General features: G+C 72.7%; 12 protein-coding genes and 1 pseudogene. 4 read left to right on the top strand and 9 right to left on the bottom strand.

The window, feature by feature from the left end; translation table 11 throughout:
- Positions 1–5: 5 nt before the first annotated feature.
- Together OG948_RS23450 and OG948_RS23445 are read right to left on the bottom strand one after the other, a co-directional pair.
- Positions 6–1,805: a TerD family protein gene (locus OG948_RS23450; RefSeq protein WP_406298370.1), complete on the bottom strand. Its 1,800-nt coding sequence runs from the start codon at positions 1,803–1,805 to the stop codon at positions 6–8.
- Between the two features lie 435 nt (positions 1,806–2,240).
- A pseudogene (locus OG948_RS23445) lies at positions 2,241–2,783 on the bottom strand (M48 family metallopeptidase); the annotation flags it as partial.
- 278 nt (positions 2,784–3,061) lie between these two features.
- On the opposite strand from OG948_RS23445, the gene OG948_RS23440 reads away from it, so the two are divergent.
- Both OG948_RS23440 and OG948_RS23435 read left to right on the top strand, forming a co-directional pair.
- Positions 3,062–4,168 carry a ThiF family adenylyltransferase gene (locus OG948_RS23440; RefSeq protein WP_406298369.1) on the top strand — a complete coding sequence of 369 codons (1,107 nt, stop codon included), beginning with the start codon at positions 3,062–3,064 and terminating at the stop codon, positions 4,166–4,168.
- Positions 4,165–5,565 (top strand): ABC1 kinase family protein, encoded by a 1,401-nt coding sequence (locus OG948_RS23435; protein ID WP_406298368.1) that lies wholly within the window; start codon positions 4,165–4,167, stop codon positions 5,563–5,565. Before OG948_RS23440 ends, OG948_RS23435 begins: the two co-directional genes overlap by 4 nt.
- A gap of 116 nt (positions 5,566–5,681) precedes the next feature.
- Here OG948_RS23435 and OG948_RS23430 read toward each other — a convergent pair whose 3' ends face one another.
- The 4 genes from OG948_RS23430 to OG948_RS23415 form a co-directional block, all read right to left on the bottom strand.
- Positions 5,682–5,903, bottom strand: coding sequence for a hypothetical protein (locus OG948_RS23430; RefSeq protein WP_355541032.1), 222 nt, complete (start codon positions 5,901–5,903; stop codon positions 5,682–5,684).
- Positions 5,904–5,962: 59 nt separating this feature from the next.
- Complete coding sequence (locus tag OG948_RS23425; protein ID WP_026218651.1) at positions 5,963–6,301, bottom strand: WhiB family transcriptional regulator; 339 nt, start codon at positions 6,299–6,301, stop codon at positions 5,963–5,965.
- A gap of 138 nt (positions 6,302–6,439) precedes the next feature.
- The gene (locus tag OG948_RS23420) at positions 6,440–6,871 is read right to left on the bottom strand and encodes a hypothetical protein (protein ID WP_406298367.1); all 432 of its coding nucleotides are present in this window, start codon (positions 6,869–6,871) and stop codon (positions 6,440–6,442) included.
- A 164-nt stretch (positions 6,872–7,035) separates the two neighbouring features.
- A complete protein-coding gene (locus OG948_RS23415) occupies positions 7,036–9,222 on the bottom strand; it encodes an ATP-dependent DNA helicase UvrD2 (RefSeq protein ID WP_406298366.1) in 2,187 nt (728 codons plus the stop codon).
- Between the two features lie 151 nt (positions 9,223–9,373).
- Between OG948_RS23415 and OG948_RS23410 the strand changes: the two genes are divergently transcribed.
- Positions 9,374–9,643, top strand: coding sequence for a mycoredoxin (locus tag OG948_RS23410; RefSeq protein WP_395866285.1), 270 nt, complete (start codon positions 9,374–9,376; stop codon positions 9,641–9,643).
- A gap of 79 nt (positions 9,644–9,722) precedes the next feature.
- Here OG948_RS23410 and nudC read toward each other — a convergent pair whose 3' ends face one another.
- Together nudC and OG948_RS23400 are read right to left on the bottom strand one after the other, a co-directional pair.
- Positions 9,723–10,643, bottom strand: coding sequence for an NAD(+) diphosphatase (gene nudC, locus OG948_RS23405; RefSeq protein WP_406298365.1), 921 nt, complete (start codon positions 10,641–10,643; stop codon positions 9,723–9,725).
- On the bottom strand, positions 10,640–12,058 hold the full coding sequence (locus OG948_RS23400) for a dipeptidase (RefSeq protein ID WP_406298364.1): 1,419 nt from the start codon (positions 12,056–12,058) through the stop codon (positions 10,640–10,642). Before OG948_RS23400 ends, nudC begins: the two co-directional genes overlap by 4 nt.
- A 96-nt stretch (positions 12,059–12,154) precedes the next feature.
- Between OG948_RS23400 and OG948_RS23395 the strand changes: the two genes are divergently transcribed.
- A complete protein-coding gene (locus OG948_RS23395) occupies positions 12,155–13,009 on the top strand; it encodes an endonuclease/exonuclease/phosphatase family protein (RefSeq protein ID WP_406298363.1) in 855 nt (284 codons plus the stop codon).
- A gap of 13 nt (positions 13,010–13,022) precedes the next feature.
- Here OG948_RS23395 and OG948_RS23390 read toward each other — a convergent pair whose 3' ends face one another.
- Positions 13,023–14,183, bottom strand: a complete 1,161-nt coding sequence (locus tag OG948_RS23390; protein WP_406298362.1) for a PP2C family protein-serine/threonine phosphatase — start codon at positions 14,181–14,183, stop codon at positions 13,023–13,025.
- Positions 14,184–14,248: the final 65 nt, after the last annotated feature.

Genomic DNA, 14,248 nt, shown 5'->3' with positions numbered 1-14,248 from the left:
TCCCCTCACACCTCGTAGGGCTGGACGACGATGAAGTTGTTGCCGCCCGGCGGGCAGCGGAACTGCAGGTTGACCGTCTCGCCGCTGTGGCCGGGGAAGGCCGTCCTGCGCAGCCGCATCTGGGTCGTGGTGGAGACGTCCATGTCGGTCCACGCCACGATCGCGTTGCTGTCCGCGAAGGTCGGGCCCTGCACCGGGAGCACCAGCGGGATGCCCTGGGTCTTGATCACGATCGTGCCCTGGCCGCTGAAGGTCTGCGCGAACAGCGCGCCGCCGGGGATGCCCACGCCCTCGACCCGGGCCGGCTCCATGGTCAGGCCCTCGTCGAAGGCGAGCACGTTGGCCACGTTGACGAACAGCTTGGTGCCCTGGAGCTCGACCAGGTGCAGGTGCGCGGCGTCCTCGGCGAAGAACACCTCGCCGTTGCCCTCGCAGCGCATCAGTTCGAGCGACTGGCCGGTCTGCCGGTTGTCGAAGCGGCTGCGCAGGGTCTGGCCCTGGAACTTGAACTTCACGTCGCCCTGGTAGGCCACCATCACGCCCTGGCGGGCGATCACCTTGCCGCCGGAGACGTCGACCCGGACCATCTTGGCGTTCTGCTGGGTCCAGCGACCGCCGGCGGGCACCTCGCGGTACTGCTCGACGCCGTACTGGAAGGCCGGCTCGGCCGAGGCCACGCCGACACCCTGCATGCCCTGCGGCGGGGCCGGCGGGCCGCCGGGCACCGGCATCTGGAGCGTGGGCTGCATCTGGCCGGGCTGACCGCCACCCGGATAGCCGCCGGGGCCGGGGCCACCGGGCGGCGGGTAGCCACCGGGGCCGGGCGGCGGCGGGTAGCCGCCGGGCTGACCCATGCCGGGATGCGCGGGCGGCGCCATGTGGCCCTGGTGCGGGGTCTGGTTCGGGTAGCCGCCGGGGCCGGGCGGACCGGGCGGCGGCGGGTAGCCTCCCGGCGCGCCGTGCGGCGGTGTGCCCTGGGGCTGGTTGTATTGCGGCGGGCCGGGCGGCGGCGGATACCCGCCGGGAGCGCCGTGCGGCGGCGTGCCGGGCTCGTTGTACTGCGGCGGGAGGGGCGGACCGCCCTGCATCGAACCGACCGGTTGCGGCGCGCCGGGCGGCGGACCGAAGTTCGGCGCGGGAGCGGGCGGCGGCGGGCCGCCCCCGGGCGGCCCGAACGAGGGCGCGGGCTGCTGCGCCGGAATCCCGCCGCCGGGCGGGGCGAAGCCCGGGGCACCGCCGGGCGGTACCGGGGCCGGCTTCGGAGCCTCGTCCGGCTCGTCCTCGGCGACCTCGCCACCGAAGTTCTCCAGGAGCGCGCGCAGCCCGCCGTCGAAGCCCTGCCCGACGGCGGAGAACCGCCAGACGTCCTTCTTGTAGATGTCCGCGATCATCACGGCGCGCTCGGTGCTGAACTCGCGCCCGGTGAACGCGTAGCGCGCGACCTCCTGGCCGCCCGCCACGATCCGCAGGTAGCCGGAGGCGACCTGGGACATCACGCCGTCGCCGTCGATGGTCGCGGTGAACGCGAGCTTGTTGACGTTCGGCGGTACCCGGTCCAGCGTCACGCGGAAGGACTCGGTGTCACCGGCCTGCGCGCCCAGGAGCTGGATCGATTCCTCGGGCGACTTGGGCTGGTTGAAGAAGATGAAGTACCGATCGTCGGACAATCGCTCACCCGCGTCCAACCCGAAGCACGCGATGTCGAACGTCAGCCCGGGACTGTCCAGATGTACCCCGACATACAGATCGGTCCCCGCGGTCAGGTCGGACAGCTTCGACTTCTGTCCCTTCCTGAACTCGACCACTGTGTGGCTCCCTTCCCCGCTTTTCCGCCGCCGGCGGTGCGGGCGCCCACCACCTGGGTCCCCGCCGCGCACGGCACGCTACAACATCGGATCCGCCCCGGTCCGGGTACGGCAAAACGCCCGGCGGCAGTCTCGTGCTTGCGACGAGCGATTGCCCGCGACCGGTTCCCGGCTGTGTACGCGCCTCACGCTATACGCCCGAATCCGGCACCGCGACGACTCTCGCGCGCCGGATCCGGGTCAGCCGCGGGGCTTGCGGGCGGTGCGATCGCGCGTTGTCCCGGCGCGCGTACCGTCCGCAGCGGCGGTGCCCTTGCGAGCCGCTCGACCCCCCGCCGCGGCGGCTCGGCCGCGGGTCGGCGGGGCCGGTTCCGGCACCGCCGACTTCGGGGCGCCGGGCGCGGCGTCCACATCGTCCTTGTCGTCGCTCATCGCGAGTCCGCTCGCGGCGGCGACACCCTCCAGATATCCCCGCGCGCGTTCGGTCCGCGGATATGCGGCGAGCAGTGTCCAAAAACGCGGTCCGTGGCCGGGCACCAGCAAATGCGCCAACTCGTGCAGCAATACATAGTCGACGACATACGTCGGCATGCCGCGCAGCCGGGTGGAGAGTCGGATCGTGCCGTCGATCGGCGTGCACGAACCCCAACGGGTGTTCTGGTTGCCCACCCAGCGCACGCTCGCGGGCCGGGCCCGGCCGTCCAGATAGCGGGCGGACAGCTCCAGTGCCCGCGCGGCGAGATCCTCGTCACTGGGCCGCCGGCGCCGCTCCTGGGCGGCCAGGCGCTCCAGCATCACGCCGACCCAGCGTTTCTCCTCGGTCTGCGTCATCCGGCCGGGGAGCAGGACCACGGTCCGATCCCCGTCCCGGTAGGCCGACACGGTTCGTCTCCGTCGGGCGCTGCGACGCACCTCGACGGCACCCTGGTAGGGGGCTCCGGACCGCATGTCGTGTCCGGCCCCGGGATCCGCGACCATAACCAGGACGTTAACCGACGGCACCGACAGGGCGCCGCCGCTTCGGGCCGGCCGGGGGATATTCGACACCGCTTCTCACGGGCATAAGCACTATTCGTTCGATTATTCCCATTCCATTCTTCTCGGCCTAATATTTCCAAATAGCATATTCATACGCGGGCTGTGGACGACGAAATACCCGGCGCTTCCCGGGCGGGCACGCTGGGATCGGCCGAGTCGCCCCGCGCGCCCGGTCGCCGTCCCCGTTCCCGGTGCACCGCTCCTCCGGAGGCCCTCTCATGCGCCCGCTCCTCAAGCCCGCCCTGCGTCGGTTGTGGCGCGATCGACAGACCCTGCAACTGGGCCTGGATCCGCGCCGGGCCGTGCTGGTGGGCGGCCTGGACCCGACCACCACCCGCTTCGTCGAGCAGTTGGACGGCACCCGGGACCTGGAGCGCACCTGGGAGCTGGCCGAACGGGTCGGCCTCGCTCGCGCGCACGCCGAGGCGGTGCTGAACCTGCTGGCCCGCGAGGGTGTGCTGGAGGACGCCTCCGGGCGGCCCACCCCGGTGCCCACGCTGCCCCACGAGCGCGCCCGGCTGGGTCCGGACCTGACCTCGCTCGCGCTGCTGCACGGCAGCGGCGAGGCGGGCCTGGCCGCGCTCGACCGACGCGCCCGCGCGGTGGTGGCGGTGCACGGCGCCGGTCGGGTCGGCGCCGCGGTGGCCGGCCTGCTCGCCGCCGCCGGGGTGGGTCACGTGGTGCCCGCCGACCGCCGTCCGGTGCGCCCGGGAGACGCCGGGCCGGTGGCGTTCGGCTGGGACGACGAGCGCCCGCGTCGGGAGACCACCGTGCGGGCCGCGCTGCGTCGCTCCGCCCCGGGAGTGCGCTGCGCGCTGCCCGCCGGACGCGGCACGCCCGACGTCGCGGTGCTCGTCCCGGAGGGCCGCCCGGATCCGGAGCCGGGCGCCCGCCTGATCCGGCAGCGGGTCCCGCACCTGTACGCGGACATCCGCGAGACCACCGGGGTGATCGGACCGTTCGTGCTGGTGGGCCGGTCGGCGTGCGGGCGCTGCCTGGACCTGGCCCGCAGCGATCGCGACCCGGGCTGGCCGCGCCTGCTGGCCCAGCTCGCGGCGGCGCCCGGCCCCGGCGAGACCCCGTGCGATGTGGTGCTCGCCACCGAGGTAGCGGCCCGGGCGGCCCTTCAGGTGCTCACCTTCCTCGACGGCGCGCTGCCCACCACCGTGGACGGCACCGTGGAGATCGAGCTGCCGGACGGCCTGACCCGGCGCCGGAGCTGGTCGCCACACCCGCGCTGCGACTGCCGCGCCACCCACGCGGCGCAAGAGGTGGGCCCCATCACACATGCCGCGTCGCCGAGTCGGACACAATGGGTCGCGTGAGCGATCTTCCGCGTAGGGCCGTGACCCGCACCGCCAAGCTCGCGTCCCTCCCGCTGGGGGTGGCGGGCCGGGCGACACTGGGCCTGGGCAGGCGTATCGGCGGCAGACCGGCCGAGATCGTCGCCGCCGAACTGCAACAGCGCACCGCCCAGCAGCTCTTCAAGGTGCTCGGCGAGCTGAAGGGCGGTGCGATGAAGCTCGGGCAGGCCCTGTCGGTGTTCGAGGCCGCGCTGCCCGAGGAAGTGGCCGGGCCCTACCGCTCGGCGCTGACCAAACTCCAGGACGCGGCGCCGCCGATGCCCGCGCGTACCGTGCACAAGGCGCTCGCGGAGAATCTCGGCGCGGACTGGCGCTCGCTCTTCGAGGAGTTCTCCGAGAGCCCCGCGGCGGCCGCCTCGATCGGCCAGGTACACCGGGCGGTGTGGCACGACGGCCGCACCGTCGCGGTCAAGATCCAATACCCCGGGGCCGGCGACGCGCTGATCTCCGACCTGAACCAGCTCGGGCACGTCGCGCGCTTCGCCGGCGCGCTGATCCCGGGCATCGACGTCAAGCCGCTGATCGCCGAGCTCAAGGCCCGGGTGGCCGAGGAGCTGGACTACCAGCTCGAGGCCGAGGCGCAGACCGCGCACGCGGTGGAGTTCGACGGCGACCCGGACATCTTCGTGCCGCACGTGGTGCACCAGACCGAGCGGGTGCTGATCACCGAGTGGATGGACGGCAAACCGCTGTCCCAGGTGATCGACAAGGGCAGCCAGGAAGAGCGCGACCGGGCCGGGCACATGCTCAGCCGCTTCCTGTTCTCCGGTCCCGCCCGCACCGGCATGCTGCACGCCGACTCGCATCCCGGCAACTTCCGGCTGCTGGACGACGGGCGCCTGGGCGTCCTGGACTTCGGCACGGTCAACCGGTTGCCCGAGGGGCTGCCCGAGCCGATCGGCCTGGCATTCCGACTCGCGCTGGAGGGCGACGCGGACAGCGTCATGCAGGTGTTGCGCACCGAGGGCTTCGTCAAGCCGTCGATCAAGCTCGACGCCGCCGAAGTCCTGGACTATCTGCTGCCGTTCCTGGAGCCGGCCGAGGCCGAGGAGTTCACCTTCACCCGGGCCTGGATGCGCGAGCAGGGCGCGCGGATCGGCGACCCGCGCAATCCGGCGTCCGCGCTGGCCCGCCAGCTCAACCTGCCGCCGAGCTACCTGCTGATCCACCGGGTCACGTTGAGCACGATCGGCGTGCTGTGTCAGCTCGGCGCGACCGCGCCGTTCCGCGATGAACTGGCCACCTGGTTGCCCGGGTTCGTCGACGAGGACTACGAGGCCGAGGAATTCGACTTCTCCATCGAGGACATCGAGGAGATCGAAGACGTGGAGGACGCGGAGGAGACCGACAACTCCTAGGACACCGCCGGGCGTCAGGGCCCGTCCGCGCCGCCGCGAACCGCCGAAGGGCGGGCACCCCTCGAGGGGTGCCCGCCCTTCGGCGTGCCGCGTACCGGTCGGGCGACATCGGCGGCTTACATCACCGCGATGGCCAGCGCCCGGCGCGCGCGCATGGAGGCGACCTCCGCCCGACGACGCATCCTGCGCGCCATCCGGACGTGGTACGCCCTGCGTTGGAGCTCCGCTTCACGGAGCTGTTGATCCATCTGAGCCCTCGCGAGGGCTTCGTTGATGAGATGCAACTCCCTGCTCCTGTCATTGGGCAAAACGGCGTTCGTGTCGTGAATGTGCTTCATGGGTTCCTGCGCGTACGTGGTGTGTCGGGTGCTCGTGCGTCGGGGTCCCGCCGGCGGGGTCACGCGGCGACCTCCGTCTTGCGCGGACGGCCACGGGGACGCTTGCGGGCGACGACGACGCCCTGCACGAAGAGCTCGCCACCCCAGACACCCCAGGGCTCGCGGCGCTCGAGCGCGCCCTGCAGGCACATCTCGCGCACGGGGCACTCACGGCACAGGGCCTTCGCGTACTCGACGTCCTCGGGGGACTCGGCGAAGAAGACCTCCGGGTCGTAGGAACGGCAGGGGATCGTCGACTCGAGCTGCTCGACGTCCTCGAAAGCGGTAAGGGTCATCAGGTCTACCTCCGATGTCGCTGTGGCTGTGCTGCCGGGTGCGGGGGGTTTGCCGTGGGGCACGTGGTGCTCCTGTGATTCGTGGGACTCGGGTCCCCGGTGGTCGCTACTCGGTGCTGCTGACAGCCGACAAAAGACAAGGGCCGCGGATCCCGGTGTTCGGGATTCCGCGGCCCTGGAGGGTGCCGACCTGACGTTACGTCAGGTCCTGTTCCTCCAGGACGGATACCCGTTGTTACCGGCAAAGGCCGCCATGGTCATTCCATTGGCCTGCTGCGATTCCTGCGTCTGCGCCTGCTCGCAAGCCGCCGCGTTCGACGGTCGCTCGTTGCGACGCGTCGCCGCTGCCTGCTCGCCTTGCCACGGACCCTCGGCGCTGCCCGCCAGACCGACGAGACCTGAGGCGCTCGCGACTGCGGACGCACCACTGCCGTTGCCGCGCAGTCGCGCGGAGGCGGTGATCAGGGCATCGGTCCCGGCATAGGACAGATCCGTGGGGAGCCCGGCCAGGCCGGACTTGGACAGGGAGAGATCGGCATGCGACAGCTTGGCGGAGCCCACCGACACCACGACCGAAGCGGCGGTGAACGCCTGACGCTGGGCTTTCAAGTTCCTGGTAATCACGACGTTCACCTCCTTTCGAGAGGGTTCGGGGAACACCGCAGAGGTGTTTCCAGGTTTCATGGACGAGCACGGTCGAACGTTCCGACCGTGCTCGTGAGCGTAGATGCGGTTCGGAGCGAGACGCAAACGATTTATTGCATGGTCCTCGTCACTCGAGGGAAACCCCTCGGATCTCACTCCCCGGCAGGAGCATCCTCGTCCTCCGGGATGTGCCCGAAGTCCTCCGGCGCGGGCTCGATCGCGAGGTCGTGACCGGCACACAGCGCGAGCACGTCGTCACCGAATCGCTCCAGCTTGGTCCGGCTCACCCCCGGAATCCCGGCCAGTTGCCGCTCGTTGAGCGGCCGGGTCTCGGCGATCGCGGTCAACGTCGCGTCGGTGAAGACGACGAACGCCGGCTGGCTCTGCTCCTGTGCCCGCCCCTGCCGCCACACGATCAACTGCTCGAGGAGGAACTCGTCGACGTCCGAGGGGCAGTCCAGGCAGCGCCCGATCTTGCGCTCGGCGGCGTCCTGGAGCGCCCGGGCGCACACCCGGCAGCGCACCGGGCCCACCTTGCGCCGGGGCCGGACCGTACCGTCCGGGCCGCGGGCCGGTGAACGGAACGCGTCGGGCAGCGCGGAACCCGGGCCGCGCGAGCCGTCCGCGCCGCGCAGGCCGTCGAGGAACCGGGACGCCTTGCGGCCCCGGCCGCCCGGAGTGCGGGCCAGGGACCAGGACAGGGTCAGCCGCTCGCGCGCCCGGGTCACCCCGACGTAGAGCAGCCGGCGCTCCTCCTCGATCTTGTCCGGGGTGTCCGCGTAGGCGATCGGCATCATCCCCTCGTTGAGGCCGACCAGGAACACCGCGTCCCACTCCAGGCCCTTGGCCGCGTGCAGCGAGGCGAGGGTGACGCCCTCGACCGTCGGCGCGTGTTGCGCGCTCGCCCGCTCGGCCAACTCCGCGGTGAAGTCGCGCAGCGTCGCCTCCGGCCACTTGACCTCGAACTCCTCGGCGAGCCGCAGCAGCGCGGCCACCGATTCCCACTTCTCCCGGGCCTGGCCGGATCCGGCGGGCGGCTGTGCGCTCCACCCGGTGTTCCCCAGCACCGCGCGCACCTCGCCCGCGAGCGGGCCGCGCTCGGCCTCGGACCCGCCGGAGATGGCGTGCGCGCGCAGGAAGCCCATCGCCTGCCGGACCTCCGCCCGCTCGAAGAACCGCTCGGCGCCCTTGAGCAGGTACGCCACGGACTGATCGGCCAGCGCCTGTTCGTAGGACTCGGACTGCGAGTTGGTACGGAACAGCACGGCGATCTCGGCGGGCCGCACGCCCTCCTCGATCAGCGCGCGGATCTGCTTCGCGGTGCTCTCCGCCTCGGCCTGCTCGTCGGCGTGCTCGACGAAGCGCGGCGCCGGGCCCTCGCCGCGCTGCGAGATCAGCTTCAGCCGGTGCTTGGCGGCCTCGCCCGTGGCGTGCGCGAGCAGCCGGTTGGCCAGGCCCACCACCTGCGGCGTGGAGCGGTAGTCGCGGACCAGCTCGACCACCTCCGCGTCCGGGTAGCGGCGGCGGAAGCCGAGCAGGTAGGCGGGTGTGGCGCCGGTGAACGAGTAGATGGTCTGGCTCGCGTCGCCGACCACGCACAGGCTGCGCGCCTCGTTCGCCCACAGGTCGAGCAGCCGCTGCTGGAGCGGGTTGACGTCCTGGTACTCGTCCACGGTGAAGTGCCGGTACTGCGCTTGGACCGCCTCGCGCACCTCGGGGCGCTCGTCGAGCAGGCCGATGGTCAGCAGCAGCGCGTCCTCGAAGTCCATCAGGCCCTTGCCGGACTTGATCTTCTCGTAGGCCGCGTAGACGTGGGCGATCTCGGCCGCCGCGCGCGGCGGCTTGCGGCCCGCCGCGAGCACCACGCGCGGATAGTCGTCCGCCGCGGTCTGGGTGGCCTTGGCCCACTCGATCTCACCGACGATGTCGCGCAGCTCGGCCCGATCGGCCCGCAGCCGGCAGTGCTGCACCGCGTCGCGGGCGAGCGGGAACTTGGTCTCCACCAGTTGCGGCGGGGCTCCGCCGAACACTTTCGGCCAGAAGTACGAGAGCTGGCGCAGCGCCGCCGCGTGGAACGTGCGCGCCTGCACGCCGGGCACGCCCAGGTCGCGCAGCCGGCCGCGCATCTCCCCCGCGGCTCGCGCGGTGAAGGTGACCGCGAGCGTCTGGCCGGGCTGCATCGTGCCGGTCAGCACGCCGTAGGCGATGCGATGGGTGATCGCGCGGGTCTTGCCGGTGCCCGCGCCCGCGAGCACGCACACGGCGCCGTCGACGGCCTTGGCCACCCGCCGCTGCTCGGGATCGAGCGCGTCCAGGACGTCGTCGGGGGAAGCGATCATCGGCCCATCCTCTCAGGCATCCCCTCGGCCCGAGGCCGGTTGTGCACAGCCCCCGGTGATCCGCACAGGTGTGGAATCAAACCGACCGCGCACATGTTGCCGATGTGGACAACCGTTCCCGGACCGGGCGAACACAAAGGAGTGCATGACGATGTCGGCCCCCGTGACGATGTACAGCACGACGTGGTGCGGCTACTGCCGCCGGCTCAAGAGCCAGATGGAGCGCGAGGGCATCGCCTACACCGAGGTGAACATCGAGCACGACCCCAAGGCCGCCGACTTCGTGATGAGCGTGAACGGCGGCAACCAGACCGTGCCGACGCTGGTCATCCTGCCGCCCGACGGCGGGGCGCCGCTGTGGACCGCGACCAACCCGAGCCTGGCCCAGGTCAAGGCCGCCGTGGCGGAGCTCGCCGCCTGAACCCGGGCGAGCCGCACCCCGGCGCAGCGGCGGCCCGCGACGGATTCCCGTCGCGGGCCGCCGCACGTGCGGGCCGCGGCTACCAGTGGTTGTCCTCGTCCAGCGCCTCGCCGTACCACTTCTCGATCAGGTGGCGGGCAATCGACAACGCCCCGGGCAGGACCACCTCGCCCGTGTCGATCGCCTCCTTGAGCTGCGCCCGCGAGTACCAGTGCGCCTCGGAGATCTCCTCGCCGTCCACCCGCACCCGCTCGTCCACCGCGTAGGCGAGGAAGCCCAGCATCAGGCTGGACGGGAACGGCCAGGGCTGGCTGGCGACGTACTCCGTGGACGCGGTACGCACGCCGACCTCCTCGTGCAGTTCGCGCGCGACGGCCTGTTCGAGCGACTCGCCGGGCTCGACGAAGCCGGCGAAGGTGGAGAACCGCTTGTCCGGCCAGCTCGCCTGGCGGCCGAGCAGGCACCGGTCGTCCCGGTCCAGCACCAGCATGATCACCGCCGGGTCGGTGCGCGGGTAGTGCTCGGCCCCGCAGGCCGGACAGCGCCGCACGTGACCGGCCGCGGCGATCTCGGTCGGCTGCCCGCAGCGCGCGCAGAACGTGTGGGTGCGGTGCCAGTGGTGCAGGCCGGTCGCGTGCACGAGCAGGCCCGCGTCCCGGTCGTCCAGGAGTGTGCCGAGTTCGCGCAGGGTGCCCTCGCGCACTCCCGCCGCGGGCTCGGCCAACTCCCCCACCGAGACCGCGAAGTAGCACACGCCGGCCGCGTCGACGCCGAGCAGGTAGCGCTCGCCCTCCGGCGCGTGTGCCGGATCGACCAGAACGAGGTGCGGCGCGCCCGTGTCGCCCGACCAGTGCGCCCGGCCCTGTCCCAGGACCAGCACGCGCGTCTTCGGCGCGCGCCAGGCCCGATCCAACCACCCCTGGTCCAGGCGGTGTTCGGCCGCCCGGTCGAGGGCGGATCGGGCCAGTGCCTGCCCGGCGACAGGCTTGGGGTGGATCAACTGACGTCCCTCCCGGATCGTGCTTCGTGCCAGGTCGCCGCGAGGTCCTCCCAGAGGTGCGCGGCGGCCTCCGCGCCCTTGAGGAGCAGCGGCTTCTCCACCTTCTCATCGACCGAATGCCAGCCGTCGTCGGGCAGCGAGACGCCGAGGAAGACCACCGGCGCGCCCAGCACCTCCTGGAGGTCCGCCTCGGGCCCGGAGCCGCCCTCGCGGGTGTGGAGGATCTCGGTGTCGAACGCGCGGCCGAGCGCGCGGACCACCGAGCGCAGCGCGGGGTGGTCCAGCGGGGTCAGGCACGGCCGGACGCCGGTGCCGAAGTCGAGTTCGCAGCGGATCCCGGCGGGCAGCCGCTCGGCCACCCACGCGCGCACGACCTGCTCGATCCGCTCCGGGTCTTGGCGGTCCACCAGCCGGAAGGAGATCTTCGCGTGCGCGGAGGCGGGCACGATGGTCTTGCGACCGGGGCCGGTGTAGCCGCCCCAGATGCCGTTGACCTCGGCGGTGGGGCGTGCCCACACCCGCTCCAGCGTGCTGTAGCCGGCCTCGCCGCTCGCCGCGGCGGACTTCGCGTTGCCCAGCCACGCGGCCTCGTCGAACGGCAGTTTGGCGAACAACTCCCGCTCGCGGTCCGTGAGTTCGCCGACGCCTTCGTAGAAACCGGGGATCGCGACGTGGCCGTCCTCGTCGTGCAGCGCGGCGATCAGCCGGGCCAGCGCGGTCGCCGGGTTGGGCACCGCGCCGCCGAACGAGCCGGAGTGGATGTCCGAGGTGGGGCCGAAGAGGTCGATCTGCATCTCGGCCAGGCCGCGCATGCCGGTGCAGGTGCTGGGCGTGTCCGCGCCCCACATGCCGGTGTCCGAGACCACCACGACGTCGCAGGCCAGGCGGTCCCGGCGCTCGCGCAGCAGCGCCGGCAGGTGCTCCGAGCCGGACTCCTCCTCGCCCTCGACGATCAGCTTGAGGTTGACCGCGGGCGTGTCCCGCCCGGTCGCGGCCAGGTGCGCGCGCACGCCGAGCAGGTGGAAGAGCACCTGACCCTTGTCGTCGGCCGCGCCGCGCGCGTACAGCCGATCGCCCACGTCGGTGGGCTCGAACGGCGGCGTGCTCCACCCGTCCGCGAGCGCCGCGGGCTGTACGTCGTGGTGCCCGTAGACCAGCACGGTGGGCGCGTCCGGGTCGGCGCAGGGCCATTCGGCGAACACGGCCGGCAGCCCGGACGTCTCCCACACCTCGACGGTGGGGAAGCCGGCGTCGCGCAACGCGCCGCCCAGCCACCACGCGCTGCGCTCGACGTCGGCCGCCGCGGCCGGGTCGCCGGAGATCGACGGGATGGCCAGCCAGGTGCGCAGATCGGCGAAGAAGTCGGCGGCGTGCGCGTGCACATAGGCGGAGATGTCGCGGTCGGGGATGCTCATGGATTCGACCATATGCCCGCCGCCCGGGCGGGTGGCACCGGGCGCCGGCGCGCCGATCGCCGCACGCTCCGCACCCGGTGGGGTTACCGTCGGGCGATGACCACGTTGCGTGTCGCGACCTTCAACCTGCTGCACGGCATGGACCTGGCCGACGGCGAATCCGACCCGGAGCGGCTGCGCGCCGCGCTGGCCGATCTCGACGCGGACATCGTGGCCCTCCAGGAGGTCGACCGGCATCAGGAGCGCTCGGGCGGCGCGGACCAGGCGGCGATCGCGGCCGAGGCGCTGGGCATGTCGCAGTGGCGCTTCCTGGCCTCGGTGCACGGCGTGCCGGCGCCCGTGTCCGGCTGGACCGAGGACGATCCGGTACCGGACGAGCGTCGGGTGTACACGGCGGACGAACGGGGCGAGGGCGGCCCCGGGTACGGCATCGCGCTGTTGTCCCGGCTGCCGGTGTCGCGCTGGCGGGTCCGGCGTTTCCCGGCCGCGCCGCTGAGCCTGCCGCTGCGGGTGCAGGGCCGGCCCGGCCTGACCCGCGTGCCGGACGAACCCCGCGGGGTGCTCGCGGCGGTCGTGGAGGGCCCGCACGGACCGTTCACGGTGCTCGCGGCGCACCTGTCCTTCGTGCCCGGCTGGAACATCTCCCAGCTCGCCCGGATCCGCCGCTCCACCGCCGACCTGCCCGGTCCGCAGTTGCTGCTCGGCGACTTCAACCTGCCCGGGCGCATCCCGCAGGCGGTGGTGGGTCGGCGCGGGCGCGGCGCGGGGGCGGGAGCCGTGCGCTGGCGATCGCTGGCCCGGGTGCCCACGTATCCCTCGTATCACCCCAGGGTCCAGTTCGACCACGTGCTCGGACACGGGATCGGTCCGGAGGCGGTGCGCCGCACCGAGGCGGTCCGTCTGGGCGTCTCGGACCACTGCGCGCTGGTGGTGGAGGTGAACGTGGGTTGAGCGCGCCGGGGGTTCAGGCGCTCAGGCGCGCCCCGCGCAGCCCGTCCTGCCGGGCGAGCACGGGCCGGTAGCGCAGGAGCACCATCGCCGCGTCGTCCTGGAGCGGGTGGCCCACGTGCCGCTGCACGTCCGCCTCCAGCCGGTCCAGGGTGTCCTCGACGCCGGGCAGGCTGTCGGGCGCGCGGTCGGGCAGCGGGTAGAACTCGCCGGCCGCGTTGCGCGCCTCGATGATCCCGTCGGTGTACAGCAGCAGCCGGTCCTCGGGCTGCAACGGCACGCGCAGCACCGGCAGGTCCGACTCGCGCAGGTCCAGGATGCCCAGCGGCGGCGTCGGGGCCGGCGGGTCCAGCGCCTGCGCGTGCGCGGCGCGCAGCAGCAGCGGCGCGGGGTGGCCGCAGTTGAGGATGTCCACGCACGCGGGTTCGCTCGGGAAGCCGAGCAGGATCAGCGTGACGAACTCCTCGTCGTCCTCGCCGAGCCGACGCTCCAGGCTCGCCGAGAGCCGCCGCGCCACGCCCGGCAGGTCCGGCTCCTCGTACGCCGCCTCGCGGAACGCGCTGAGCACCGCGGCGGCGGTACGCACCGCGCCCAGCCCCTTGCCGCGCACGTCGCCGATGGCCACCCGGACACCGAACGGCGTGGGCACCACCTCGTACAGGTCGCCGCCGATCCGCGCCTCGGCCGCCGCCGCGCGGTAGCGCACACCGACGGTGAGCGAGCCCATGGACCGGGGCACCTGGGGCAGCAGCACCTCCTGGGCCGCCTCGGCGACGCTGCGCACCTCCTCGATGGTGCGTTCCTGGCGCATTCGCACATGTACGCCGGCCCACGCGGTCGTGGTCACCAGCGCGATCGACACGAGCGTGATGAACGGCTCGCCGCCGCCTCGGCCCTGGCCGAGCGCGGTCAGCGCCACCGCCACCACGGCCGCCACCGCGCCGGTGATCAGCGGTCCGCGCGGGGCCGTCTGGGTGAGTCCGGACAGCGCGGGCGCGACCGCGAGCAGCGGTCCCACGTGCACGTTCTCCGGCGTCGCGGCGGCCAGCACCACGACCGCGAAGATCACCAGGAACGACAGCAGGCGCAGGACCAGGCCGATCACCGGCAGCAGGGGGCGATCACCCGCGACGCCGACAAGCCGCAGTGCCCGTCTCGTCTGTGCTGTTCCGCGCACCGGTGCCGTTTCCCGTCCCGTTCGAAGTTCGCCGTACTGCCGATCCTCATAAACCATACGAGTGT

The sequence above is a fragment of the Embleya sp. NBC_00888 genome (genome assembly GCF_045207655.1).
Lineage (GTDB): Bacteria > Actinomycetota > Actinomycetes > Streptomycetales > Streptomycetaceae > Embleya.
The sequence above is the reverse complement of the archived record's forward strand: the minus strand, read 5'-3'. Positions and strand labels throughout refer to the sequence as shown.